This is a genomic window from Alphaproteobacteria bacterium (assembly GCA_020638555.1).
Classification (GTDB): Bacteria; Pseudomonadota; Alphaproteobacteria; order Bin95; family Bin95; genus JACKII01.
Genome location: JACKII010000002.1, coordinates 348,024 through 371,955, shown reverse-complemented (window position 1 = coordinate 371,955; position 23,932 = coordinate 348,024). Strand labels below are relative to the sequence as shown.

Annotated in this window: 15 protein-coding genes; 8 read left to right on the top strand and 7 right to left on the bottom strand. The window is 67.9% G+C overall.

Translation table 11 applies throughout. The features are described 5' to 3' along the window. Positions 1–88 precede the first annotated feature (88 nt). Complete coding sequence (locus H6844_07665; protein ID MCB9929275.1) at positions 89–721, bottom strand: response regulator transcription factor; 633 nt, start codon at positions 719–721, stop codon at positions 89–91. Between the two features lie 279 nt (positions 722–1,000). On the opposite strand from H6844_07665, the gene tcuA reads away from it, so the two are divergent. The 3 genes from tcuA (at position 1,001) to H6844_07650 (ending at position 4,288) form a co-directional block, all read left to right on the top strand. Next, positions 1,001–2,500, top strand: a complete 1,500-nt coding sequence (tcuA, locus tag H6844_07660; protein ID MCB9929274.1) for an FAD-dependent tricarballylate dehydrogenase TcuA — start codon at positions 1,001–1,003, stop codon at positions 2,498–2,500. 220 nt (positions 2,501–2,720) lie between these two features. Continuing rightward, positions 2,721–2,972 carry a hypothetical protein gene (locus H6844_07655; GenBank protein MCB9929273.1) on the top strand — a complete coding sequence of 84 codons (252 nt, stop codon included), beginning with the start codon at positions 2,721–2,723 and terminating at the stop codon, positions 2,970–2,972. After that, a complete protein-coding gene (locus H6844_07650) occupies positions 2,969–4,288 on the top strand; it encodes a putative O-glycosylation ligase, exosortase A system-associated (protein MCB9929272.1) in 1,320 nt (439 codons plus the stop codon). Before H6844_07655 ends, H6844_07650 begins: the two co-directional genes overlap by 4 nt. Positions 4,289–4,443: 155 nt before the next feature. Here H6844_07650 and H6844_07645 read toward each other — a convergent pair whose 3' ends face one another. From H6844_07645 to H6844_07635, 3 genes are all read right to left on the bottom strand, one after another. Further along, complete coding sequence (locus tag H6844_07645; protein MCB9929271.1) at positions 4,444–4,854, bottom strand: hypothetical protein; 411 nt, start codon at positions 4,852–4,854, stop codon at positions 4,444–4,446. Positions 4,855–4,877: 23 nt separating this feature from the next. Next, positions 4,878–5,441 carry a carboxymuconolactone decarboxylase family protein gene (locus tag H6844_07640; protein MCB9929270.1) on the bottom strand — a complete coding sequence of 188 codons (564 nt, stop codon included), beginning with the start codon at positions 5,439–5,441 and terminating at the stop codon, positions 4,878–4,880. Between the two features lie 164 nt (positions 5,442–5,605). After that, positions 5,606–6,835 carry a ferric reductase-like transmembrane domain-containing protein gene (locus H6844_07635; GenBank protein MCB9929269.1) on the bottom strand — a complete coding sequence of 410 codons (1,230 nt, stop codon included), beginning with the start codon at positions 6,833–6,835 and terminating at the stop codon, positions 5,606–5,608. Positions 6,836–7,435: 600 nt separating this feature from the next. On the opposite strand from H6844_07635, the gene H6844_07630 reads away from it, so the two are divergent. From H6844_07630 to H6844_07615, 4 genes are all read left to right on the top strand, one after another. Then, positions 7,436–9,094: a tetratricopeptide repeat protein gene (locus tag H6844_07630; GenBank protein ID MCB9929268.1), complete on the top strand. Its 1,659-nt coding sequence runs from the start codon at positions 7,436–7,438 to the stop codon at positions 9,092–9,094. Positions 9,095–9,309: 215 nt separating this feature from the next. Next, complete coding sequence (locus tag H6844_07625; protein MCB9929267.1) at positions 9,310–10,038, top strand: ABC transporter ATP-binding protein; 729 nt, start codon at positions 9,310–9,312, stop codon at positions 10,036–10,038. Between the two features lie 4 nt (positions 10,039–10,042). Beyond that, positions 10,043–12,403: an ABC transporter permease gene (locus H6844_07620; GenBank protein MCB9929266.1), complete on the top strand. Its 2,361-nt coding sequence runs from the start codon at positions 10,043–10,045 to the stop codon at positions 12,401–12,403. Between the two features lie 5 nt (positions 12,404–12,408). Beyond that, the gene (locus tag H6844_07615; GenBank protein ID MCB9929265.1) at positions 12,409–13,614 is read left to right on the top strand and encodes an HlyD family efflux transporter periplasmic adaptor subunit; all 1,206 of its coding nucleotides are present in this window, start codon (positions 12,409–12,411) and stop codon (positions 13,612–13,614) included. Between the two features lie 236 nt (positions 13,615–13,850). Here H6844_07615 and H6844_07610 read toward each other — a convergent pair whose 3' ends face one another. Both H6844_07610 and H6844_07605 read right to left on the bottom strand, forming a co-directional pair. Next, complete coding sequence (locus H6844_07610) at positions 13,851–15,965, bottom strand: PAS-domain containing protein (protein MCB9929264.1); 2,115 nt, start codon at positions 15,963–15,965, stop codon at positions 13,851–13,853. Between the two features lie 44 nt (positions 15,966–16,009). Next, the gene (locus tag H6844_07605; GenBank protein ID MCB9929263.1) at positions 16,010–19,621 is read right to left on the bottom strand and encodes an AsmA-like C-terminal domain-containing protein; all 3,612 of its coding nucleotides are present in this window, start codon (positions 19,619–19,621) and stop codon (positions 16,010–16,012) included. A gap of 85 nt (positions 19,622–19,706) precedes the next feature. Between H6844_07605 and H6844_07600 the strand changes: the two genes are divergently transcribed. After that, on the top strand, positions 19,707–22,625 hold the full coding sequence (locus H6844_07600) for a bifunctional [glutamine synthetase] adenylyltransferase/[glutamine synthetase]-adenylyl-L-tyrosine phosphorylase (GenBank protein MCB9929262.1): 2,919 nt from the start codon (positions 19,707–19,709) through the stop codon (positions 22,623–22,625). A gap of 37 nt (positions 22,626–22,662) precedes the next feature. Here H6844_07600 and H6844_07595 read toward each other — a convergent pair whose 3' ends face one another. Further along, the gene (locus H6844_07595; GenBank protein MCB9929261.1) at positions 22,663–23,907 is read right to left on the bottom strand and encodes an MFS transporter; all 1,245 of its coding nucleotides are present in this window, start codon (positions 23,905–23,907) and stop codon (positions 22,663–22,665) included. Positions 23,908–23,932: the final 25 nt, after the last annotated feature.

Genomic DNA, 23,932 nt, shown 5'->3' with positions numbered 1-23,932 from the left:
ACTGGGCTGGTGAGCCGGCGGGAAAAGACTCCGCTCTAAGCGCTGTGCGGCGGCGTGTTTCGGCCCGGCATGTTTCCGGCGGCGAGCCTCAACCCAGTTGCTTGAAATTCAGCTTTTGCGCCAGCAGAACCGCCTGGGTGCGGGAATGGACGTTGAGCTTGCGCAGAATCGCCGAGACATGCGCCTTCACCGTCGATTCGACGATGTCCAGTTCGTGCGCGATCTGCTTGTTCAGCAGGCCCTCGCCCAGCAATTCCAGCACGCGCAATTGCTGCGGGGTCAGCGAGGCGAGCGCGGAGCCGATGCCCTCGTCGGCCGCGGCCGGGGGGGCATCGTCTTCCGGCCAGTGGCCGTCGCCCGCCAGAACCGCCGCGATGGCATTCAGCATGGTGGCCGTGTCGTCCGCCTTGGAGACGAAGCCCGCCGCTCCCGCCGCCCGGGCCTCGCGCCGGTAGGGCGGGTCGTCATGCCCCGTCACCACCAGGATCGGTACGCGCGGAAAGGCGTTGCGCAGCCGGATCAGGCCGGTAAAGCCATCGGCGCCGGGAATGTTCAGGTCGAACAGCACCAGATCCAACGCGGCTTCTCGCGCCAGAATGCCCTCTGCCGATGCGATATCGGACGCGTGCAGCACGGGGCGGTCCGGATAGGCCCGCAGCAACGCTGTTTCAAGGGCGGCGCGGATCATCGGATGGTCGTCGACGATCAGAAAGCCTGCCATAATTTCTAGCCTCGGTTGGTTCAGGACGATTGCGATTATAGCAATGCAGGGGAGCTGGATGCTACTTTAGCCCAAGTGTGAACCCTAGGGGCAATTCGCGGCCTGCCCATTCGCCATTCGTCGTAAGAGGCCGCGCCGCCGGCGCGGCGGCCTGCCCGCCGTCCGGCCGTGCAGCCCTCTTGGTTTGCAGCGGGGAGCGGGGCTAGAATGCCGGCCGACGAGGCCGCCCCGCCGGCCCTCTCCATTTTCCCGCCGAACACCAGACGGAGCGAACGCCCGATGCCTTCCCCCAATCCCTATGACGTCGTCGTTGCCGGCGCCGGCAACGCCGCTCTGTGCGCGGCGATCAACGCCCATTTGAACGGCGCCCGCGTGCTGGTGCTGGAAAAGGCGCCGGAGGACGAGAAGGGCGGCAACTCCTATTTCACCGCCGGCGGCTTCCGCTTCTGCCACACCGGGCTCGACGATGTCTGCCAGGACGTGATGCCGGACCTGACGGCGGAGGAGCGGGAGAAAATCATCCTGCCCTCCCATGACCGGCAGTTCTTCTACGACACGCTGATGAAGGTCACGCACCACCAGGCCAACGAGGAACTGGCCTGGATCCTGATCGACGAGTCCCGCCCGGCCATGGCGTGGCTGCGCGAGAACGGCGTGCGCTTCATTCCGATGTACGGCCGCCAGTCCTACGAGGTGGACGGCAAGCAGCATTTCTATGGCGGCGTGAACATCGAGGCCGTGGGCGGCGGCGCCGGCCTGGTGACCTTCCTGCTGGAGCGTGCGGCGAAGCTGGGCATCGAAATCCGCTATGGCACCGGCGCGACCAGGCTGATCCAGGATCAGGACTACAAGATCAGCGGCGTCACCGTGCGCGGCCCGGACGGCTATGAGGACATCCCCACCCGCTCGGTCGTGCTGGCCTGCGGCGGGTTCGAGAGCAACCCGGAAATGCGCGTGCGCTATCTGGGGCCGGGCTGGGATCTCTGCCGCGTGCGCGGCACCCGCCACAACACCGGCGACGGCATCAAGATGGCGCTGGACATCGGCGCCCAGGCCTATGGCAACTGGAGCGGCTGCCATTCGGTCGGCTGGGATATCTCGGCGCCGCCCTATGGCGACCGCTGGATCCTGGACAACTTCCAGAAGCATTCCTACCCGCTCGGCATCATGGTCAACCTGAACGGCGAGCGGTTCGTGGACGAGGGCGAGGACTACCGCAACCTCACCTATGTGCGCTTCGGCCGGGCGATCATGGGCCAGCCGCACCGCACGGCGGTGCAGATTTTCGACCAGAAGACCGTCCACCGCCTGCGCGACGAATACCGCATCCGCGAGGTGACGAAGGTCGAGGCCAGCACGATCGAGGAACTGGCCGAAGGGCTCGACATCAATCCCGCGAAACTGCGGGCGACCATCGACGCCTACAATGCTGCCTGCGGCCCGGCCGACGACTACAACCCGGCGGTGCTGGACGGCGTCACCACCAGCGGCCTGAATCCGGACAAGACCAACTGGGCGCTGCCGATCGACAAGCCGCCCTATGTCGCCTACGTCACCACGACCGGCATCACGTTCACGTTCGGCGGCGTGAAGATCAACGACAAGAACGAGGTCCAGGACATCACCGACCGCTCGATTCCCGGGCTTTATGCCGCGGGCGAACTGGTCGGCGGCCTGTTTTACGAGAACTACCCCGGCGGCACCGGCCTGATGAGCGGCGCGGTGTTCGGCCAGCGCGCCGGCAAGTTCGCGGCGGACTACGCCCGCACCCGCAACTGATCGTTCGCGCCATCGCCCGGCCATGGCACACGGGTGGAAGGCCGCAATCGCCGACAGCGGGACACGGGCCGTCTCGCTGTCGGACATTTCGTAGCGATTGCGGTGGCAGGGGGGATTTTGGTAAACCTTGCCGTGCAAAACAGTCGGGTATGACGAGCGCCCCGTTGCGGAGCCCTGCGGTTTGGGCGCGGTTTGGCGGGTGCACGAGGATCGGTTTCGAATGATCGACGTTGTGACATTGGCGGTGAGCCTTGCCCTGCTCGCCTATATCCTGTTTCGGGCGGTCATTCTGGACAAGAGCCTGCCCTGGTTCGGGCCTCCGACCGGCACCGAGGCGACCGGCACCGAGGCGACCGGGACGACGCCGGACCGGCGGTCCGTCCAGTCGCCGTCTTCGCGCGCCAAGACACCATCGCCCGCCCGGCCCGGCCGGCGGTTCCAGCCGCGCTTCAACGGGCCTGCGCGCCCATGAAGGACATCGTCCTGGCGCTCTTTTCCCTGGGCGTGATGGCGCTTGGCATGGCGGCGCCGTTCGTGCTGACCCTGGGATACTTTTGGGCCAGCATCCTGAAACCGCAGAATTTGGCCTATGGCTTTTTCAAACCCTTGCCGATCGCGATGATTCTGGCGGTCTCGGCCGTGCTGACCTATTTCGTGGTGGACCGGCGGGCGCCGCCCAAGTTCACGGCGCTGCATATGCTGATGGGGCTGTTTGCGCTGTGGGTGACGCTCACCACCTTCAACGCCTTGTATCCGCAACAGGCTTGGTGGAAGTGGAACTGGGCGTTCAAGGAGATTGCGTTCGCCTGCTTCATTCCGTTCGTCATCCGCACCCGCATTCACCTGGAAGCGCTGTTGTACGTTCTGACCGTCGGCACCGTGCCGCTGGTGGCGGCGGCCGGGTTCAAGGCCATCCTGTCCGGCGGCGGCGGCTATGGAGAGATCGAGGTGGCCGGCCAAAACAATGTTGGGCTTGCGGAAAGCAGTATGTTGGCGATGTTTTCGGTGATGGCCATCGTGATCGTGCTGTATCTGCGCAAGCACACGCTGATCATGCCGCGCAACTGGATCGCAACGGTTGCGGTGGCGGGATATGTTGTGTTGTGTCTGGCGGCGGCCGTGGGAAGTTTTGCCAGGACCGGGCTGGTGGCCTTTGCCGTCATGGCGGCGGTGACGTGGTGGTTCTCGCGCTACAAGATTCGCCTGTCCGTGGTGTTCCTGGTCGTCGCCGGTATTGCGCTGATGGCCTTGCCGGAAGCCTGGTATGCGCGAATGGATACCATCCTTCATCCCGCCGCGGATACCTCGGCATCGACCCGGCTGGAAGTCTGGGGCTGGACGCTGCGGTTCGTACAGGAACACCCGTTTGGCGGCGGGTTTTTCTCCTATCTGGCGAACCTGGGCTTCATTCCGGGGCAAGGACGGGCGCGGGCGTTCCACAGCATTTATTTCGAGGTTTTGGGAGAGCATGGCTATGTGGGGCTTGTGATCTTTGTCAGTATTCTGTTGGTCGCTATGAAGATGTCGTATGGCATTTACCGACGAAATAGAGGGAATGCGGAACTGATATGGTTGTCAGATCTGGGGAGAGCAGTGTTGACTTGCCTTCTTGTATTCGCGTCGGGCGGTGCATTTATTGGAGTTGCATTTCAGCCATGGGCATATTTATTATCTGCAATGGTTATAATGTTACGATCTTATGAAAAGAGATATCATCTCTCTAGAAATTCTGTGGCGCTTCAGGGGGGCGGCCGTGATGTGGTCGATCCCAAACTTTCTTTAACCTAGAGTATTTTCCGTTCGTCTTGGCTCACTTCGGACGTTCTAGCATTGTGTGTTGACGCCATTTCCGAGCCGCCTCGTGATGCCACTGCGCTCGAAATTGCTCTCGCGCTTTCCCGCCTGGGCTGGGATGGGATGAACCGATTGGTTCAGGGTGAGCCCTACGCCGCCGTCATCTCGTCGGCGATGTCGTCCCGGCGCGGGTCGCGCAGGCCGGTGCGGCCGTGGTGGCGGTCGGCGACCTTGTAGCCGAGCGCATCCTCGGCAATCACGATTTTCTGCACATTGGCCGAGCCCTCGCCGGTGAAGAACAGGTCGGCGTAGGATTTCAGCCACGACACCCGGTATTCCAGCGCCATGCCATAGCCGCCGAAAATCTGCTGCGCCTTGTCCCCCACCAGCTTTGCCGTTTGCGAGGCATGGACCATTGCCAGGGCCGCAATGCGGTTCGAGGGCAGGTTCTCGTCCCCGGACTTTTCGATCGCGTCCATGTGCGGGTTCACTTCCCGCTCCATGAACGCGTTCACGGTGTCGCGGATCTGGCGGACATGGTCGGGGTGGAGTTCGTCCATCGTGCGCAAGCCTTTCTGGCGGATCAGTCCGCGTCGGCCGGTTTCGCGAACGCCGGGTAGAGGTTGACATAGCCCTTTTCGACGCGGTTCTTCGCGTGCTTGGCGGCGGTTTCCCGGTCCATGGGGATGAAGCCATGGCCCTGGACCAGCCGCTGCATGAACGCGGCGCGCGCGGTCACGGCAATGGCGTCGTGCAGCGCATGCTCGTCCCAGCCGGCGGCGAACACCGCGTCGGCGTCGGCCTGGGTGACAGCGTTCGGCGTGACGGCGAGCTTGTGCACGAATTTCAGCAGTGGCCGCAGTTTCTCGTCCACCGGGGCCGTGTCGATGTCGGCCAGCAGCGCGTCGAGCAACCCCTCCTCGATGCCCCAGGCATAGGCGACTTCGGAATGGGCGACATAGACGAACTCGCAGCCGGCGGCGCCGGCCGCCAGCGCAAGGATCAGCTCCCGCTCGGCCTCGGAGAGCGGCGAGGGGCCGTTCATCAGCGTCTGGCTCATCTCCGACCACGGCCGGTAGAGATCCGGGTAGGTGACGAACACCTTGGGCGGGCCGGCGGTCTCCCGCATGGATTCGAAGAACGGCATGGGCGCTGTTTCCCGGGCAAGGGTTCGCTGTTTTTTTCAGTCTCCCCCCGTTACGGCAGCCGGTCAACGCCGGCCGCACGTCCCGGCCAAGGCGCTGGTCGGCGGCGCTGGTCGGCGCGGCCGGGAGTGTCGCGCGGGCGGGAGCGCAAACGTCCGCCGCCGGATCAGCGCAATGCGAAAATCTCCCGGTGAAACCGCTCTTCGACCGGCAGCCCGTGCGCGGCGAAATCGGCCCGCAAGGATGTTCCGAAGCCGCCGGGGCCGCAGAACCATAGGCTCGCCTCGCGCCAGTTCGGGACCAGATCGCGAATGCGCTCGCCGGTCAGGCGGCCATGCTTCGCGTCGATCAGCAGGTGGAGCCTGACCCTGGCGACCCGCGCGTCCGCCGACAATCGCTCCAGCGCACGCTCGTCGACCTCCCGCGTGGTGTGAAACAGGTCGATTTCGGGCCGAACGGTTCCCGGCTCCTCCGACGCCAGCTCCTTGAGGCGTGCGATGAAGGGCGTAATGCCGACGCCGGCTCCAACCCAGATCTGGTGCGGCCTGCCGTCATCGAAGGTGAAACATCCGTACGGCCCTTCGACCGTTATCGTCTGCCCGACCTTCAGCCGGTCCACCAGCCCGGTCGTGTGATCGCCCAGTTCCTTGGCGATGAAGGTCACTTTGGGGTCGTTCGGGTCCCAGGCGGAGGCAATGGTGTAGGGATGGGCTCCCTCCAACGCGCTGGAGGTGGCAAAGGCGAACTGCCCGGCCTTGTGCCCGGCCCAGCCGGGGCCCAGCTTCACGACCGTCTCCAGCGACCGGACGCCCTCATAGAAGCGCTTTTCCGCAATCTCGCCCGGTACGCGCCGGCCGGCCCCGATCCGGCCGAAAATCGAGAGGATGGCGGCATAGCTGCCCCATAGCAGCAGCACCCCGAGGACAATTCCCAGGGGCGTCGGCCACATCGCATAGTCGAGCAGGACGACGGCGTGGAAGACGAGCACCAGGAAGGCGGCCGGCACCAGCCGATGGCTGTAGCGGAACCAGCGATAGGGGATCAGATGGATCAGCGCGATCAGCAAGAGCAGGACGACCGCATAGAACGCCCATTCGCCCAGCCCCTCGGCGGTGCCGCGGAGACTGCCGAGAAAGGCCTGCACCGGATCGTCGATCTGGGGCCGCGGCCCGCGTTGGGGCCGGGCCAGAAGGCCGAGCCCCACCGCCCATTTCGGCACTTCCGACCAGAGCCAGTGCACCACCGCCAGGGTCAGCGCGCCGATGCCGAGCCATTTGTGCAACCGGTATATCTTGTCGAGCCCGCCCAGCCGCGCTTCCGGCCATTTGGGCCGCAGCGACAGGATCATCGCCAGTCCCATCGCCCCCATCGCCATCACGCCCGTGACCTGGATCATCGAGGCGCGCAGGGCGAAAAAGTTCGGGGCCGCGAACACCGCCAGATTCAGCGACAACCACAGCAGCGCGAGCGCGCCCCAGAATCCCCAGAACAGGCAAATATTGGTTCGTGACATGCCGAAGCTCTCTCCACGCTATCGGGGTGCGATGGGCATCACCTTCCCGGAACGCTCGCCCCACCTCGCGCCTTGCCGGGCACGGATGACTTCGGGTTTCCCCCCGGTTCTGTTCGAGCGCGACGCGCCGACATGCGACCGACCCGCCCCCCCGCGACGCGGCGGAAATCCGGGGCTTGGCGCGATCGTCGCCATTGCGCAGCACCCACAAGGTCGGTAGCGAGATGCCGTTCTGCAAGGGCACAATCGTCGCCGCTCCCGCCCGGCGCAGACCCCGGCCATGGCCCGCGCCGCTTCCGGCAAAACAGCCTGCGTCTCAAGAGCCGAATAGCGCTGCGAAAAGACAATGTTGCACGAATTGGACCAATTCAAAACGAGCCGCTGCGACCATTCCGCGAAGAAAGCGCTGTTCGTCGTGAAATCTGCCGCTAATCTTCGAGACTGGCGTTTCGAACGGGCGGATGGCAGCAAAGGAAGCTCCCAATGTCGTATTTTGATCTTGGCTCCTACACACGGACCGTCACCACCGCGTCGCCCGAAGCCCAGGTCTGGTTCGACCGCGGCCTGAACTGGCTGTTCGGCTTCAATCATGGCGAGTCGATCAAATGCTTCCGCAAGGCCGTGGAGCACGATCCGGAATGCGCCATGGCCCATTGGGGCATCAGCTATGCCAGCGGGCCGAATTACAACATGCCGTGGGATCTCTACGACCCCAAGGGTCAGCGCATGGCCCTGGAAGCGGCGTATGACGCCATGCAAGATGCGCTCGCGCATGCCGGCAGCGTCACGCCGATCGAACGGGCGATGATCGAGGCGCTGACCGTCCGCTATCCGGCGCGGGAGCCGGCGGACGACATGATGCCGTGGAACAAGGCCTATACCAGGCGCATGCGCGAACTGCTGAACGCCCATCCGAACGATCTGGACGTGCGCTCGGTCTTCGTCGAGTCCATCATGAACGAGACGCCCTGGCGCATGTGGGATCTGGAAACCGGCGGCCCGTTCAAGGACGCCGGTACGCTGGAAGCCGTCGACACCATGGACCATGCGTTTGCGACCATGCCGGGCGCGTGGGAGCATCCCGGCCTGTTGCACCTGTACGTCCACCTGATGGAGATGTCGCCGCACCCCGAAAAGGCGCTCCGCGCCGGCGACAGGCTGCGGACCATCATGCCGGACTCCGGCCATCTGGTGCATATGCCGACCCATATCGACGTGCTCTGCGGCTTTTACCGCGATGTCATGGTCTATAACCAGAAGGCGCTGGAGCCGGACCGGCGCTTCCTCGCCTATTCGGACGATCCCGGCATCTATCTGATGTACGTGATCCACAATTTTCACTTCGCGATCTATGGCGCCATGTTTCTCGGCCAGTACACGCCGGCCATCGCGGCGGCGGAGGAGTTGATCGCGCGCGTGCCGGAAGCCGTGCTGCGGGTCGAGTCGCCGCCGATGGCCGACTTCCTGGAAGCCTACCTGACCATGAAACAGCACGTTCTCGTGCGCTTCGGCAAATGGCACGAGATCATCGCCCAGGACCTGCCGGAGGACCGGGAGCTGTATTGCTCCAATGTCGCGATGATCCACTACGCCAAGGCCGTGGCGCATTCGGCGCTGGGCCATGTCGCGGCGGCTGAGACGGAAAAAGCCAACTTCCTGGCGGCCAAGGCGCGGGTGCCGGACACGCGCAGGGTGCACAACAACACCGTCCTGGACCTGCTCGGCATTGCGGAGGAGATGCTGAACGGCGAGTTGGAGTACCGCAAGGGCAATTTCGACGTTGCCTTCGACCATCTCCGCCGGTCGGTCGCGCGCGACGACGCCCTGCCGTATGACGAGCCGTGGGGCTGGATGCAGCCGGCGCGCCACGCGCTCGGCGCGCTGTTGCTGGAGCAGGGGCGTGTGGAGGAGGCGGAGGCCGTCTACCGCTCGGACCTGGGGCTGGACGGCAAGCTCAGCCGCGCCTGCCAGCACCCGGACAATCTCTGGTCGCTGCATGGCCTGCACGAATGCCTGATCCGGCGGGGCGAGACGGTCGAATCGGTGCTGATCAAGCAACGGCTCGATCTGGCCGCCGCCCGTGCGGAAGTGCCGGTCAAGGCCTCCTGCTTCTGCCGCCAGGTGGCGATGGCGGCGGAGTAGGCGCAGCCCGGGCCGGCCTGCCGGATGGCGCCGCGCCCATAAGGCCGTTGGCGAAACTCCGGGCGGCCCTTGATCGCGGGTGGGCGCTGGCGGCCCGGTCCGGGTTGCTGCTACAGTTGCTGGCGGCGAGGCGCGGACCGGTACCCGATGCCAACAGAACCGCAAATGCTTGTTATACTGCCTGTTATCGCGTGCGTCCTTCACTTTGAGCCGGAATGGAATTGCGTCCAGATCGCTCCCCCAACGAAATCCTGGCCGCCCGGGACATCACCCGAATTTACGGCGAAGGCGCGGCGGCCGTGCACGCCTTGCGCGGCGTCGACTTCGATTTGCACGGCGGCGAGTTGTTGGTGTTGCTGGGGCCTTCCGGCAGCGGCAAGTCGACCTTGCTGAACATTCTGGGCGGCCTCGACGCGCCCACCTCCGGCCATCTGTATTTCGAGGGGCAGGAGCTTTCCATGGACGACGACCGGGCCATGACCCGCTACCGGCGGCAGCATGTCGGCTTCGTCTTTCAGTTCTACAACCTGATGGCCAGCCTGACGGCGGAGGAAAACGTGGCGCTGGTGACCGAGATTGCCGCCGACCCACTGCCCCCGGCCGATGCCCTGGCGCTGGTCGGCCTCGCGGACCGGCGCCGCCACTTCCCGGCCGAACTTTCCGGCGGCGAGCAGCAACGGGTCGCGATTGCCCGGGCCATCGCCAAGCGCCCGCGCATCCTGCTGTGCGACGAGCCGACCGGTGCGCTCGACATTCAGACCGGCGTGCTGGTACTGGAGGCGCTGGACCGCGTGACCCGCGAAATCGGCGCCGCCACCGCCCTGATCACCCACAATGTCGCCATTTCCGCCATGGCGGACACGGTGGTCTCCATGGCCGACGGCCGCATTGTCGAGCGCCGGCAAAACGCCGAACGCGCGGCGCCGGCCGATATCCGCTGGTGAGGGCATGCCGGTCCTGACCCGCAAAATCCTGCGCGATCTCTGGCGCATGCGCGGCCAGGTGATCGCGGTGGCGCTGGTGGTGGCGTCCGGGGTGGCGCTGCTGATCATGTCGCTGTCCGCCCTGAACTCGCTGCGCACCACCACCGACGCCTATTACCAGCGCTACGGTTTCGGCGAGGTCATCGCCGGCCTGAAACGCGCGCCGGAGCGGCTGGCGGATCGGATCGCCGCCATTGACGGCGTCGCAATCGTCGAAACCCGCATCGGCGCGTTTACCACCGCGGAAGTGCCGGGCGTCGCCGAGCCATTGGTGGTGCAACTCCTGTCCTTGCCCGATCACGGTCCGCCCCGGCTGAACCGCCTGGCCCTGACCTCCGGCCGGCTGGTCGAACCCGGCCGGGACGACGAGGCGGTGGTGCTCGCCCCGTTCGCCAGGGCACACGGGCTTGTCGTCGGCGACCGGCTCGGCGTGCTACTGAACGGCGCCAAGCGGCAGGTGAAGATTGTCGGCCTCGCCCTGTCTCCCGAATTCGTCTACGCCCTGGCGCCCGGCGCGATCATGCCGGACGAGGCCCGGTTCGGCGTCGTCTGGATGGGGCGGACGGCGCTGGCCGCGGCCTATGATCTGGACGGCGCCTTCAACAGCGTCAGCCTGACCCTGGCCCGCGGCACCGACCCGCGCGCGGTGATCGACCGGATGGACCGGCTGACCGATCCTTACGGCGGCACTGGCGCCATCGCCCGCGCCAACCAGATCTCGCACTGGTTCCTTTCGAACGAGCTGGAACAGTTGCGCACCATGGCGACGATCCTGCCCGCCGTGTTCCTGATGGCGGCGGCCTTCCTCACCAACACCTTCCTCGCCCGGCTGATCGAGGTGGAGCGGCGCGAGATCAGCCTGATGAAGGCGTTCGGCTATCGCAATGCCGAGGTGGGGTGGCACTACGCCATGATGGCGCTGGCCATGGCCGCGCTGGGCGTGCTGATCGGCTGGGCGGCCGGCCTGGCGCTCGGCCGCTGGAACACCGAGATGTACACGGCGTTCTTTCAGTTCCCGTTCCTGACCTTCAACCCGGGCGGCGCGGGATTTGCCATCTCCGCCGGCGTCAGCCTGGCCGCCGCCCTGGTCGGGGCGCTGACCGCTGTCCGCCGCGCGGTGGCGCTGCATCCGGCGGAGGCGATGCGTCCGCCCATGCCGCAGGGCCATGGCGGCTCCCTGCTGCCCGAGACGGTGACCCGTCGCCTGGACCATCCCACCCGGATCATCCTGCGCCAGATCGCGCGCGCGCCGGTCCGCTCGGTCAGCACGGTGGTGGGCGTGTCGCTGGCGGTCGCGATCCTGGTGATGGCGCTGCAATGGCGGGACGGGATCCAACGCCTGGCCACCAGCCATTTCATCGAGTCCCAGCACCAAAACGTCACCATCGGCTTTTTCGAGCCGCGGCCACTGTCGACGCGCCATGCGCTGGCCCGGCTGCCGGGGGTGTTGGCGGTGGAGCCGGAGCGGGCCGCGCCCGCTGACTTCACGGTCGGGCTGATCCGGCACCGCGGCGCGCTCCAGGGCCTGCCGGAGGGCGCGCGGCTGCAAGTGATCCACGACGTGCGCGGCTGGAACTGGCCGGTGCCGCGCGGCGGCGTCGTGCTGGGCACCGTGCTGGCGCGCAAGCTGGGGGTCGGGATCGGCGACCGTGTCACCGTCCATATCCGCACCGGCACCCGGCCGACCCTCCACCTGCCGGTGACGGGCCTGATGGAGACCTATATCGGCACGCCCGCCTATGTCGACCTCGCCACGCTCAACCGCGCGTTGGGGGAAGGAAGGGTGCTGGAGACCGCCAACCTGCTGATCGACCCGGCCCGGCGGGCCGACCTGCTGCGCAAGCTGACGGAACTGCCCGGCCTTGCCTCCGTGACCCTGCGCGACAATGCGCTGCGCAAGCTGTACGAGACCCTGGGCGACACCATCCTGATTTTTTCCTCGATGTTCGTCGGCTTTGCCGGCGTGCTGACCATGGGCGTGCTCTACAATGCCGTCCGCGTCGCGCTCTCCGAACGGGGGCGCGAACTGGCCACCCTGCGGGTGCTGGGCTTTCGCCGTGGCGAGATCGCCTACATCCTGCTGGGCGAAGCCGCCATTCTCACCCTGATCGCCCTGCCGCTCGGCTGTCTGGGGGGCTGGGGCATGGCCTGGCTGATCGTCCAGAGTTTCGAGACGGAATTGTTCCGCCTGCCCTTCGTGGTGGGAGAGACCGCCTATGCCAACGCGGTCATCGCCGTTCTGGTGTCCGCCGTGCTGGCCGGCCTCCTGGTGCGCCGCCGCCTCGACCGCCTCGACCTGATTGCCGTTCTGAAAACCCGAGAGTGACCGCCATGTCTCCCGTGTTCCGCCGCATCGCTTTCTGGGCCGTTCCGATCGGGCTTCTGGCCGTGGGCCTCGGCTTCGCGCTGCGGCCGCAATCGGTGGCCGTCGACATTGCGACGGTCGCCCAGGGGCCGCTGATCGTCACCGTCGAGGAACAGGGCGAAACCCGCATCCGCGACGTGTTCACGGTCTCCGCGCCGGTGCGCGGCCGGGCGCTGCGGATCGACATCGAGGAGGGCGACGCCGTGATCGGCGGCGAGACCGTGGTGGCGGAGATCGAGCCGATCGAACCGGAATTCCTGGACGCGCGCACGGCGGCGGAGGCGCGCATGGCGGTGGTGACCGCGGAGGCCGGTGTCGGCCTGGCCGAGGCCTCGCTGGAGCAGGCGCGGGCCGAGCTGGACTATGCCTCGGCCCATGTCGAGCGTATGCGCAAGCTCAGCCAGACCAACACGGTGTCCGCCAGCGTGCTCGACGATGCCGAGCGCGCCTTCCGGTCCCGCCAGGCCGCGGTCGCCACGGCCCAGGCGGCGGTGCGCATGCGCCAGTCCGAACTGGCCGCCGCCCGGGTGCGCCTGCAAAACCCCGGCGAGCCGCTGCCGGACGGCGACGGCTGCCCCTGCATCCCGATCCGCTCGCCCGTCAGCGGCGAGGTGCTGCGCGTGCTGCACGAAAGCGAGGGGGTCGTGGCCGCGGGCGAGCGGCTGCTGGAAGTCGGCAATCCGCGCGACCTGGAGATCGTGGCCGATTTCCCGTCCGCCGACGCCGTGCGCATCGAACCCGGCCAACGGGTCATCGTCGACCAGTGGGGCGGCGACCGGCCGCTGAACGGCAAGGTCCGCACGGTGGAGCCCTATGGCTACACCAAGGTCTCGGCCCTGGGCATCGAGGAGCAGCGGGTCAATGTCATCGTCGACCTGACCGACCCGCCGGAGGTCTGGCGACGCCTTGGCCACGGCTTCGAGGTGGAGGTGCGGGTGGTGCTGTCCGAGAGCGAGAACGCGACCACCGTGCCGCTCACCGCGCTGTTCCGCGAGGGCGAGGCCTGGGCGGTGTTCGCCGTGCAGGAGGACCGGGCCGTGCTGCGGACCGTGCGGCTCGGCCATCGCAACGACCTGGATGCCGCGGTTGTGGCGGGGCTGGCGCCGGGCGACCGGATCATCCGCTATCCGCACGACGCCATCCAACAGGGCACGCGGGTGCACCAGCGGTGACGGCAGAGCCCGAGCGGACGGCGGCATGCCGGTCCGCGCCGATGGTTGAAGCGATTTCCGGAGCGGAGTCTTTTCCAGCCGGCTGACCAACCCAGCTTCCCTGTCCCCGCGGAGGCGGGGACCCCTGCCTGAGAGACAAACACGGAGTCCATGTCCTGTGAGAAGCCCTCAGGCATGGGCTCCCGCTTGCGCGGGAGGTGGGGCGGGAGAGTGGGGCAACCAGGACCGAAACCGCGCTAACATTCCGCCGCGCCGCGGCCGAAGCAGTAGTCGACGAAGGCGCGCAACTCCGCCGGGCGGATGGGCTTGGTGAACCGTTCGACACCCAGCGCCGCCGCCCGCTTGGCCGTTTCCTCGCCGCGGTCGGCGGTGGCGAGGGCGGCGGGCACTCCCGGATAATCCTCGCGCAGCAGTTCGATGGCCGTCAGGCCATCGATGGCGGTGTCCAGGTGATAGTCGGCGATGACCAGGTCCGGAACCGCATCCTCGTCCGCCAGCCATTCCGCCATTTCCTCGTAGGAGGCGGCGGTCAGCAGCGGGCACCGCCAGCGCTCGAACAGCATTTTCATGCCCTTGGCGATCTCCCGGTCGTTCTCCAACAGCAGAACGAGACGGTTCTCCCAGTTGTGGGCCGAAACGGAGGCCAAAGGGGCCGCGGTCGGCACGATCGCCTGCGGCGGCGCGGACGGCAGGGTGACGCGGAAGCAGGTGCCCCGCCCCGGCCAGGACCGGAGCCGGATGGTGTGGCCGAGCAGGTCCACCGCCCGCCGGACGATGGACAGGCCGAGCCCGGCGCCGGTGGCCGCCTGCGAATCCAGGTAGGTGCCGCGACGGAACTCCTCGAAAATCGCCTGCTGGTCCTCCTCCGGAATGCCGGGTCCGGTGTCCCACACTTCGATGCGCCAGTCGCTGCCATCGCGCCGCGCGCCCAGAACGACGCGCCCTTCGCGCGTGTATTTGACCGCATTGGTCAGCAGGTTCAGCAGGATGCGCCGCAGCAACGCCTGGTCGCTACGCACCCAGGCGGAGGTGGGGACGGCCCGCAATTGCAGGCCCTTTTCGGCGGCCAGACCGGCGACGGAGTGAACCAATCCCTCCAGCACCGGCTGCACCGCGAAATCGGAAACCGTCGGCTGAATGGCGCCGACATCCAGCTTGGAAATCTCCAGCAGCGCGCCCAGCAGATCCTCGACCGACTGGAACGCGCCCGCCAGCCCATCCAGGGTCTTGACCGCCGCTTCCGGCAGGGCGTTGCGCTCCGCCTCCAGCGCGCTGACATACAGGCGGGCGGCGTTCAGCGGCTGCAACAGATCGTGGCTGGCCGCCGCCAGGAAGCGGGTCTTGCCCTGGTTCGCCGCCACCGCCTCGGCGCGGGCGAGTTCCAGTGCCTCCGCCGCGGCCTGGCGCTGCCGCACTTCCCGCTGCAGGCGCAGGTTCACCGCCACAAGCTGCTTCGTTCGCGCCTCGACCTCGGCCGCCAGTTCCTCCCGGTGCCGCTCCAGGGCGCGGCCGGCGCGGCGGTCGGCGGTCACATCGGAAAAGGTGATGACGAAGCCCTGGTCCGGCATGGCCCGGAACGCCGCTTCCACGACCGTATCGCCGGGATACTGCAAATCGACCTGCAAGGGCGGGCGCGGGCGGCGGCGGCGGATCCACTGCCGCACGGTCCGCGCGGTGGTGCGTTCGATCTTCGCGCGGTGCAACACCATCAGTCGGATCAGTTCGCGCACAGGCATGCCGCGGCGCACGGCGTAATAGGGCAGGTTCAGCACCTCGCAGGCGCGGCGGTTCCAGATCACCAGCTCCCGGCGCGCGTTGAAGACGCTCACCCCCTGGGCGATGTTGGTCACCGTGGAAGCCAGCAAGGCCGCGCTCTCGGCCTCCGCCCGCAGGCGCCGGGCTTCCTCCTGCTCCATCACGCCCGTGATATCGGTGCAGATGGAGACGGTTCCGCCCTCGGCGGTGCGGATGTTGTGGACCTGCACGATGCGCCCGTCGCGAAAGCGGTGCACATAATCGCCGCGCGGGGAGCGATGCCCCTGGATCATCGATTCCACCCAACGGTCGGGATCGATGTCCGCCTCCTCGATCTCGCGCAGGCGCACCGACTCTTGCAGCAGCTGGCGGTAGGGCACGCCGGGTCGCAACAGCGATCCGAGCGCGCCCCACAGGTCGTAATGGCGTTGATTGAACAGCGACAGCCGGTCGTCGGAATCGTAGAGCGCCAGCGCGCCGACCTGGGCCATCAACAGGTGATTGAACCACGGCATGCGCGCCAGTTCGCGCTCCATCGCGGCGATGTCGATGGCGGTGTAGGACGACCAGGCCTTATAGGTGTTGGGCGGTGTCACGGATTTCCCTTCGGCGACAGGCCTTTTCCGGCGCGCCCATCCTATCATCGGCCGCCGTCCGGGGACGAAACAAAGTTGTCCGGCGGTTGTGTCGGGGTTGTCGGGGTCGTCGCGGGCTTGGCGCCCGGCGGCGCGCTGGCCCGATCCCCGAACAGACGCCGCAACAGGCCGGGGGCCAGTGCGGTCAGGGGGTTGACGTTGAACGCCGGCTGTTCCAGCGATCCGGTGGCGCGGTAGTTGGCGGCAAACAAGCCTTCACCGCCGGTCAGCACATTGCCGATCAGGGGGATCGCCTGCAACACGCGGCTGACCGAGTAGACCGGAACGATGGCGCCGCTGATATCCAGCACCTCCTTGTTCAGGTCGATCCAGCCCTGAAACGTCGCGCCCAGTTCACCGCCCGCGACCCGGCCTTCCTCCAGCATCAAAATGCCGTTGCTGAGCGAAAAATCGGTGTCGAGCTGATCGATCGACCAGGCCCGCTTTTCGCCCGGCAGGTCGGCGCCGCCGCCGAACAGGCGCATCAGGAACGGCGCCTCGCGGAACAGGCCATCCTGCAACAGCACCGTCCCGTCGATCCCCTCGCCCGCGCCCAGCATCTTGGCCTTGACCGTGAGGCGGCCATTGTCGATCCGCTCGGACACGCCGAGCGCGGCCAGCAACGCGCCCGCATCGCTGGCGCTCAGGCTGGCCGTCCGGTTCGGCCGCAGTTCGGCCAGCACCGTGCCGCCGCCCTCGGTGTTCGCTGCAAGCTGGACGGTATGGGGCTCGCCTTGCTTGAGCGACACCGTGCCGTGCAACCGGCTGAGCGGCCGGCCACTGCCCACCTGGACCGCGCCGATATTCACGTCCAGGTCCAGGGGCGGGTCGTCGCCCGGGTCGGCCAAGTCCGCCTTGGCATTGTCCTTGCCCAGGCCTTTCAGCAAGGGGCGGGCATCCAGCCGCGGGCCGGCAATCGACAGGCGATAGGCGTCGCCCACGCCGGGCCGGGCCAACAGGGTCAGATTGGTGCCGCCCTCCAGGCGGAATTCGCTCAGCCGCACGGTCGGGGCGGCCGCGCCCGCCCATTCCGCATCGCCGGCAAGGCTGAGTTGCGGGGCGGTCAGGCGGAAATTGTCGACCCGCTCCAGCTTGCCGCCGACAATCCGCACCCGGGCGTTCAGGCCCGCATACTCGCCGGCCGGGCTGGTCCAGTCCAGCAGCGGGAAGGCCAGTCGCGCCTTGGAGAGGTCGGCGGCGACGTCGATCACCGTGCCGGCGCTGCGTTGCTCCGTCACCGTCATGTCGATGCCGGCGGGGCCGTTCAGGATGTCGGTCGAAAACGGAAAGCTCACAAAGCCCAGCGTCTGGCGCGTCTTGTTGTCGAGCGTGGTGTGCAGGCGGAACCGGCTTCGATAGGGCGCGTCGGCGGCAAATCGCAGATCGCCGTCCAGCGTCAGCGGCGCGCCTGCCAACGCGCCCTTGCCGTTCAGCTTCAGCGCTGTCTTGTCGACGTCGAACCGCATGTTCGCCCCGGTCAGATCCTGGCCGAACGCCGCATTGGGCCAGACCAGATTGCGGGTCTGGCCGGTCGCGCCGATGTCGATGTCGTCGACGGCCAGGTCGGCAATGGGGGGAAAGGCCGCCGTCAGCGTCCCGGCGACGGTCCCGGCCAGGCGTCCCGGCTCCAGGTCCAGGTACCGGGCGAACCGCAGCGGCGGCCGGTCCAGGATGGTCATCAAGTTCCGGGCAGGGCCGGCAATGTCGAACGAGACCTCGGTCCGCTCATAACCCTTGCCCTTGTCGATGCCGGTAAAGCGGGCCAGACCGCCCGTGATCCGCATGCCGCCGCTTTCGCCGCCCTGCACGTCCGCCTCGAACAGCTTCTCGGTCATGTGGGCATTGGCGGAAACGCCGGTCGCCGGCGGCATTGGCGGCCAGTAGACCAGATCCACGTCCGTCAGCGGCATGCGCAGGTCGAGCCGCACGTCTTCCGGCTCGGGCAGGCCCTTGGCATCCGGCAGGCGGAAGGTCACGGTCCCCTTTGCCGCGCCGGTCTGGCCCTTCAGCACCTGGTCGACGACCCAGACCCGGCCGCCTTCGCCGACGCCGATCGGCCAGAGCCGCTTCAGGTCCGCCACCGCCAGCGGGCTGAGCGCAAGGTCGATCTGCCCCGCCCCGCCCTTTTCGGCCTTGCCGACCGCGCGGATTTCGATATCCGGTGCGCCCGGCTGGCCCGGCAGACGGACGTTCAGGGCGCGCAGGTCGATTGCCCGCCCTTTGGAGCCAATGCGAAGATCGAGAGTGCTCGCGCCGACCGCGAGCGGCTCCGGCAACACGCCGGGCAGCGAAACCATGCCCGGTTCGGTGCGCACGAACGCGCTCGCCTGCTCGATACCGCTGCCGATGCGCACCGTGGCGTTGATGTCGGCGAACACCGCCAGGTCGATGCCGTCCGGAACGCCCATGCCCGGCATTGCCCCGGCGAGCCAGGACAGGCGCAGCCCGCTGGCGGAAAGCTGGGCCCGCGCCTGATCGGCGCCGTGCAGGGCGCCGAAGCCGCGAATGCGCATCTCGCGGCCGGTATGCCGGACCATCAACTCGTCCAGTTCCAGCGCCCGGTCGGCAAGCCGCAGATGGCCGACCGCCCGCGCCGCCTCGAATTCCAGCTTGCCACCGGTGGCCGGCAGCACCAGCCGCCCCTCGCCGACCCGGAGCGCGAACTGGATATCGGACGGTACGGTCCGCGCTTCGAACTCGGTGGAGAGCGCGCCGCTCACCGCCCCCGTCCAACCGATGGTATTGCGAAGGCCGGGCACGATATCGAAGACGAGGCTCGGTTGCAGGCGGTTCAATTGAACGCTCAGCCGGGCCGGGGCCGCAGGGGACGGATGGCCGTCCTCGTTTGCGGTCATGGGGGCCGGCGGCAGGGTCAGGCTCCATTGCGCCTGGCCGCCTTGCGCCGCGCCGGGGGAGACCGCACCCGGCCGGGTGAAGCCGACCTGCCCCTCCCACTTGAAGCCGGCCGGATCGTTCAGCAGGCGCATGCTCGTGTCTTCGGTCTGCCAGGCAAGCCCGTACACGGGATCGATCACCCGAAAGGTCAGGTCGGACAGGTCCACCGATTTCAGATGCCGCAGGTGCGCGTCGGTCTCCAGCAGACGGCGCAACTCCGTCAGGCGAACCGGATCGGCTTGCTCGGTTTCCTTGCGCGACACCAACAACTCGACCCCGTCCGGGCCGCGCCGGGCGGTCACCACCAGGCCTTTCGCCACCACGCGTTCGGGCGCCAGAATGCCGTCGCGGACAAAGGCCGATGCGCTGAGGCTGATTTCGGCCGCCGGCAGAACGGCCAGGGTCTGGGCCGGCTCGCCCTCCCCGGCCGCGCGTTTCACCGTCATATCCTCGGCCTCCAGCACGAAGGCCAAGCCCTCGCGCCGCAGCCGGAACCCGCCGATGGTCACGCGCATCGAGCCGTCGGCGGCGGACAGCGCCTGTTCGATGGCCGGAATGGCAAACCGCAGCGACACCGGCTCCTGCGCGGTTCGCCAGGCGACGAACACGGCCGCCAGCACCAGGACGGTCATGGCGCCCACCAGGATGCGCACGACCCAGCCGACCGGCCCCCGTCTCGAAGCCAGCCGCATGCGTTTCGCCCATTGCAAACCTGGTCGCATTCGCGCCCTTTACCTCTGCGCCCGTTCGGGCCCAAAACCCCGGCGGTCTCTAGACGGTTAGACAGGTATATCTAGGATAAGCGACATGTTTTGCGATCACATTGGCGAGATGCCGCTACCAGCCGACGCAGAGCAGGGCGCCACCGGGTTAGAGCGATGGCTGGACGCCCTGGGCAAAATCGACGCGAACCGGGCCGCCGAAGCGCTTGCCTCCGAATCGGTACGGGCGCTTCTGACCGGTATTTTCGGTTGCAGCCCGTTTCTGGCCGGCGTCGCCCAGCAGGAACCGGACTATTGTTTCGCCCTGCTGGCCGACGGACCCGATGCCGCCTGGCCGGACGCGCTGTCGCCCCTCGACCCGCCGCCGGCGTCGGAGGCGGAGGCCAAGCGCAGCCTGCGCCGCGCGCGCCGCCGCGCCGCCCTGGCCGTCGCCATTGCCGATGTCACCGGCCATTGGTCCCTGGAACAGGTCACCCAGGCGCTTTCCGATACGGCGGATGCCTGCATCGAAACCGCGCTGGCCTTCGTCCTGACCGAGGCCGGCAACCGGCGGCGCGTCGCCCTGCCGGACCCCGACCACCCCACCCGCGACTGCGGGATATTCGCGCTCGGCATGGGCAAGCTGGGCGCGCACGAACTGAACTATTCGAGCGACATCGACCTGATCGTCCTCTACGACCCGGACAAGGTCCCAACCAGCCGGCCCGACCGCCTGGGCCAGGACATGGCCCGCCTGACCCAGCAATGGGTGGCGCTGTTGCAGGACCGCACCGCCGACGGCTTTGCCTTCCGCACCGATCTGCGCCTGCGCCCGGACCCGGCCTCGACGCCGCCCGCCATCACCGTGCGCGCCGCCGAAATCTATTACGAGAGCACCGGCCAGAACTGGGAGCGCGCGGCCATGATCAAGGCCCGCGTCGTCGCCGGCGACCGGGTGGAGGGCGAGGCGTTCCTCGAATTCCTGACCCCGTTCGTCTGGCGCCGCTCGCTGGATTTCTGGGCGATCCGCGACATCCATTCGATCAAGCGCCAGATCAACGCGCACCGCGGCGGCAGCGCCATCGCCGTGGCCGGCCACGACATCAAGGTCGGCCGGGGCGGCATCCGCGAGATCGAGTTCTTCGCCCAGACCCAGCAGCTTATCTGGGGCGGGCGCCAGCCGGCGCTGCGGGTCAAACCCACCTGCAAGGCGCTGGACGCGCTGGTGGGCGCCGGTCAGGTGACGCCGGATGCGGCCCGGGAACTCCAGGCCTGCTACACCTATCTGCGCCGGCTGGAACACCGCCTGCAAATGGTCGCCGACCAGCAGACCCAGAAACTGCCGGACGCCGCCGGCCTCGACGCCATCGCCCGCTTCATGGGCGAGGCCGAGACCGCGGCCTTCGTCGCCCAGGTGCGCGCCACGCTGGAGACGGTCGAAGGCCATTACGCCCTGCTGTTCGAGGACGAGCCCGACCTGGCGGTCGAGGGGCTGGGCAATCTGGTCTTCACCGGCAGCGACCCCGACCCCGGCACGCTCGAAACCCTGGCCGGCCTGGGCTTCCGCAATGTCGAGCGGGTCGATACCGCCGTCCGCGGCTGGCATCACGGCCGCATGGCGGCGACGCGCTCCAACCGCTCGCGCCAGTTGCTGACCGAACTGATGCCGACGCTGTTGCAGACCATCGGCAACACCGCCGACCCGGACGAGGCGTTCGGGAATTTCGACCGCTTCCTGCACGGCCTGCCCGCCGGCGTCCAGTTGTTCAGCCTGTTCCAGACCCATCCGGACCTGCTGTCGCTGGTGGCGGAGATTTGCGGCTCCGCACCGCTCTTGGGCCAGCACATGCAACGCCGGCCGGCCGTGCTGGACGCGGTGCTGACGCCCGAATTCTTCGCGGCCCTGCCCGACAGCGCCGCCCAGGGCAAGGCACTGGAGGCGCTGCTGGCAGAGGCGCGCGACATGCAGGATACGCTCGACCTCGCGCGGCGCTATGCCAGCGACCTGACCTTTCAGGTGGGCGTCCATCTGCTGCGCCGCGAAACCGCGCCGGACGGGGCCGCAACCGTGCTGTCCGCCCTGGCCGACCACACCGTCACTGCCATGCTGTCCGCGGTCCACACCGCCTTTGCCGAGCGGCACGGCTATCTGCCGGGCGACGGCATGCTGGTGCTGGCCTATGGCAAATGGGGCAGCGGCCAGCTCAACCCGTCGTCGGACCTGGACGCCATCGTCCTCTATGACGCGCCGTCGGTGCTGGAGCAAAGCGACGGCGTCAAGCCCCTGGCCGCCGCCACCTACGGTGCCCGCCTGACCCAGCGCCTGGTGACCGCACTGACGGCCGAGACCGAAAGCGGCCGCCTGTTCGAGGTCGACCTGCGGCTGCGCCCGGACGGCGACAAGGGGCCGCTCTCGCCCAGCCTCGAAGGGTTCGAGACCTATCTGCGCAACGACGCCTGGACCTGGGAGCATCTGGCCCTGGTGCGGGCGCGCGCGGTTTGCGGGTCGGCGGCGCTGCGCGGCCGCTTCGAGGCGGTGCGCCGCGAGGTTCTGGCCCGCCCGCGCGAAACCGCGGACCTCGCCGGACAGGTCGACCACATGCGCAACCGCATGGCCGCCACCTTCAAGGGCCAGAGCCCCTGGGACGTCAAGCATCGCCGCGGCGGCCTGGTCGACACCGGCTTCCTGGCGCAGTTCCTGGTGCTGGCGCACGCGGCGGCCGTCCCCGATCTGCTCGACCCGCGCGACACGGCGGGCATCGCCGCGGCCGCTGCCAGGGCCGGGATCGTCCCGCCCGATTGCGCGGAGGCGCTGGCCGATGCCGAAGCGTTCTGGCTCGGCCTGCAAACCCTGATGCGGCTGACCGGCGCCGACGGCGCGCCGGAGCGGTTGGAGCGCCCGGCGGTGCAGGCGGTGATCGCCCAGGGCCTGGGCCTGCCGGACCTCGCCCGGGTCGAGGCCGACGCCAACCACCATGCCGAGGCGGTGATGCGCCTCTATCGCAGCCTGATCGGCGGGGAGTGAGCCCGGCGGGACTGAGACCGGCGGGCCGCCGCAACCGTCAGCGCGGCAGTTTCGGCCGCAGCGGGTTCGGGGCCTGCGAATAGAACAGCAGGCCAATGATCTGGCAGCAGGCCAGTGCGGCAAACGTCAGGCGGTAGCCATCCTCGGAACTCGCGCCCAGCGTGTGGGTGAAGACGTCATAGGCCGCCCCGCTGGCCACCTGAAACACGAAAATACCGCCGATCATGAAGATGTTGGTGGTGGTGATGACCCGCCCGGCCAGTTCCGGCCCGAACAGGCTCTGCGCGTGGGCGATGACCAGCGCGTGCAATTGCGAGACGCTGGCGAAGGCGGTCAGCAGCGCCAGCGTCGGCCAGAAGCCCAGGCCCGGCAGGCAGGCCAGCAGCGTCAGCATGGTCACCTGGGTCAGCACGCCGCCCGCCACCACCAGCTTGCGCCGCCCGGTCCAGCGGTCGAGCGGTCCGTAGATGACGCCGCCCAGATTGAGCGCGATCAGCAGCGCCATCACCGCATTGCCCAGCTGGGTCGCATCCAGATGAAAGCGCCCGCGCAGATAGACGCCGGACAACAGGCCGATCACGCTGACCGCGGGGCCGACCGCGGTGATGCTGAACGCCGCCAGCCACAGAAAGCGCCGCTGGCGCACGATGGTGAGAATGCCGCCGAAGCTCTGCAACACGCTTTCCGGCGCCCGGTTCTTGCGGGTGGACAGCGGCCCCTCGCGCACCACCAGGCTCACCAGGATGACGATGACCACGGTCATCACCGCCAGGCCGGTGAACACCGGCCCGCGGCCGACCTCCGCCAGCAGAATCGCCAGCGGGGTGGAGGCGATCAGCACCGAGGCGGTGCCCGGCAGCGCCTGGATGGTCGCCGCTGCCGTGGTGAAATTCTTGCGGTCGACCCAGCCCAGCAGGAACACGTAGAGGCCGCTGACCACGCAGCCGAAGCCGGAGCCGATCATGGCGCGGGCGATGGTCAGGGTGGTGACGTCGTCGCTCCAGGCGAACAGCAACATGCCGATCACCGCCAGCGGCGTCAGCACCGCCACCGCCCACACCGGGCCGAACCGGTCGAGCAGCACGCCGGAGACCGGCTGCGTCGCGGCGGAGGCAAAAAACATCGACCCGATGATCAGGCCGAGATCGCTGGCGCTGAGGTGCAATTCCAGACTGAGGGCCGGTGCGATGACGGCGCCGCCCATGCGGTGCATCTGCGCCTGCACGAACAGCAGCGAGTAGACGGCGGCCATGCCGACGACGAAGGCGAAGGTCCGGTTCATGGGGATGGCAGAGGCGAGACCTGAC

What these genes read in the sequence shown, in the direction of transcription:
- H6844_07665 (MCB9929275.1), bottom strand. Translation starts at nt 721, where the DNA reads ATGGCAGGCTTTCTGATCGTCGACGACCATCCGATGATCCGCGCCGCC.
- tcuA (MCB9929274.1), top strand. Translation starts at nt 1,001, where the DNA reads ATGCCTTCCCCCAATCCCTATGACGTCGTCGTTGCCGGCGCCGGCAAC.
- H6844_07655 (MCB9929273.1), top strand. Translation starts at nt 2,721, where the DNA reads ATGATCGACGTTGTGACATTGGCGGTGAGCCTTGCCCTGCTCGCCTAT.
- H6844_07650 (MCB9929272.1), top strand. Translation starts at nt 2,969, where the DNA reads ATGAAGGACATCGTCCTGGCGCTCTTTTCCCTGGGCGTGATGGCGCTT.
- H6844_07645 (MCB9929271.1), bottom strand. Translation starts at nt 4,854, where the DNA reads ATGGACGAACTCCACCCCGACCATGTCCGCCAGATCCGCGACACCGTG.
- H6844_07640 (MCB9929270.1), bottom strand. Translation starts at nt 5,441, where the DNA reads ATGCCGTTCTTCGAATCCATGCGGGAGACCGCCGGCCCGCCCAAGGTG.
- H6844_07635 (MCB9929269.1), bottom strand. Translation starts at nt 6,835, where the DNA reads ATGATCCAGGTCACGGGCGTGATGGCGATGGGGGCGATGGGACTGGCG.
- H6844_07630 (MCB9929268.1), top strand. Translation starts at nt 7,436, where the DNA reads ATGTCGTATTTTGATCTTGGCTCCTACACACGGACCGTCACCACCGCG.
- H6844_07625 (MCB9929267.1), top strand. Translation starts at nt 9,310, where the DNA reads ATGGAATTGCGTCCAGATCGCTCCCCCAACGAAATCCTGGCCGCCCGG.
- H6844_07620 (MCB9929266.1), top strand. Translation starts at nt 10,043, where the DNA reads ATGCCGGTCCTGACCCGCAAAATCCTGCGCGATCTCTGGCGCATGCGC.
- H6844_07615 (MCB9929265.1), top strand. Translation starts at nt 12,409, where the DNA reads ATGTCTCCCGTGTTCCGCCGCATCGCTTTCTGGGCCGTTCCGATCGGG.
- H6844_07605 (MCB9929263.1), bottom strand. Translation starts at nt 19,621, where the DNA reads ATGCGACCAGGTTTGCAATGGGCGAAACGCATGCGGCTGGCTTCGAGA.
- H6844_07600 (MCB9929262.1), top strand. Translation starts at nt 19,707, where the DNA reads ATGTTTTGCGATCACATTGGCGAGATGCCGCTACCAGCCGACGCAGAG.
- H6844_07595 (MCB9929261.1), bottom strand. Translation starts at nt 23,907, where the DNA reads ATGAACCGGACCTTCGCCTTCGTCGTCGGCATGGCCGCCGTCTACTCG.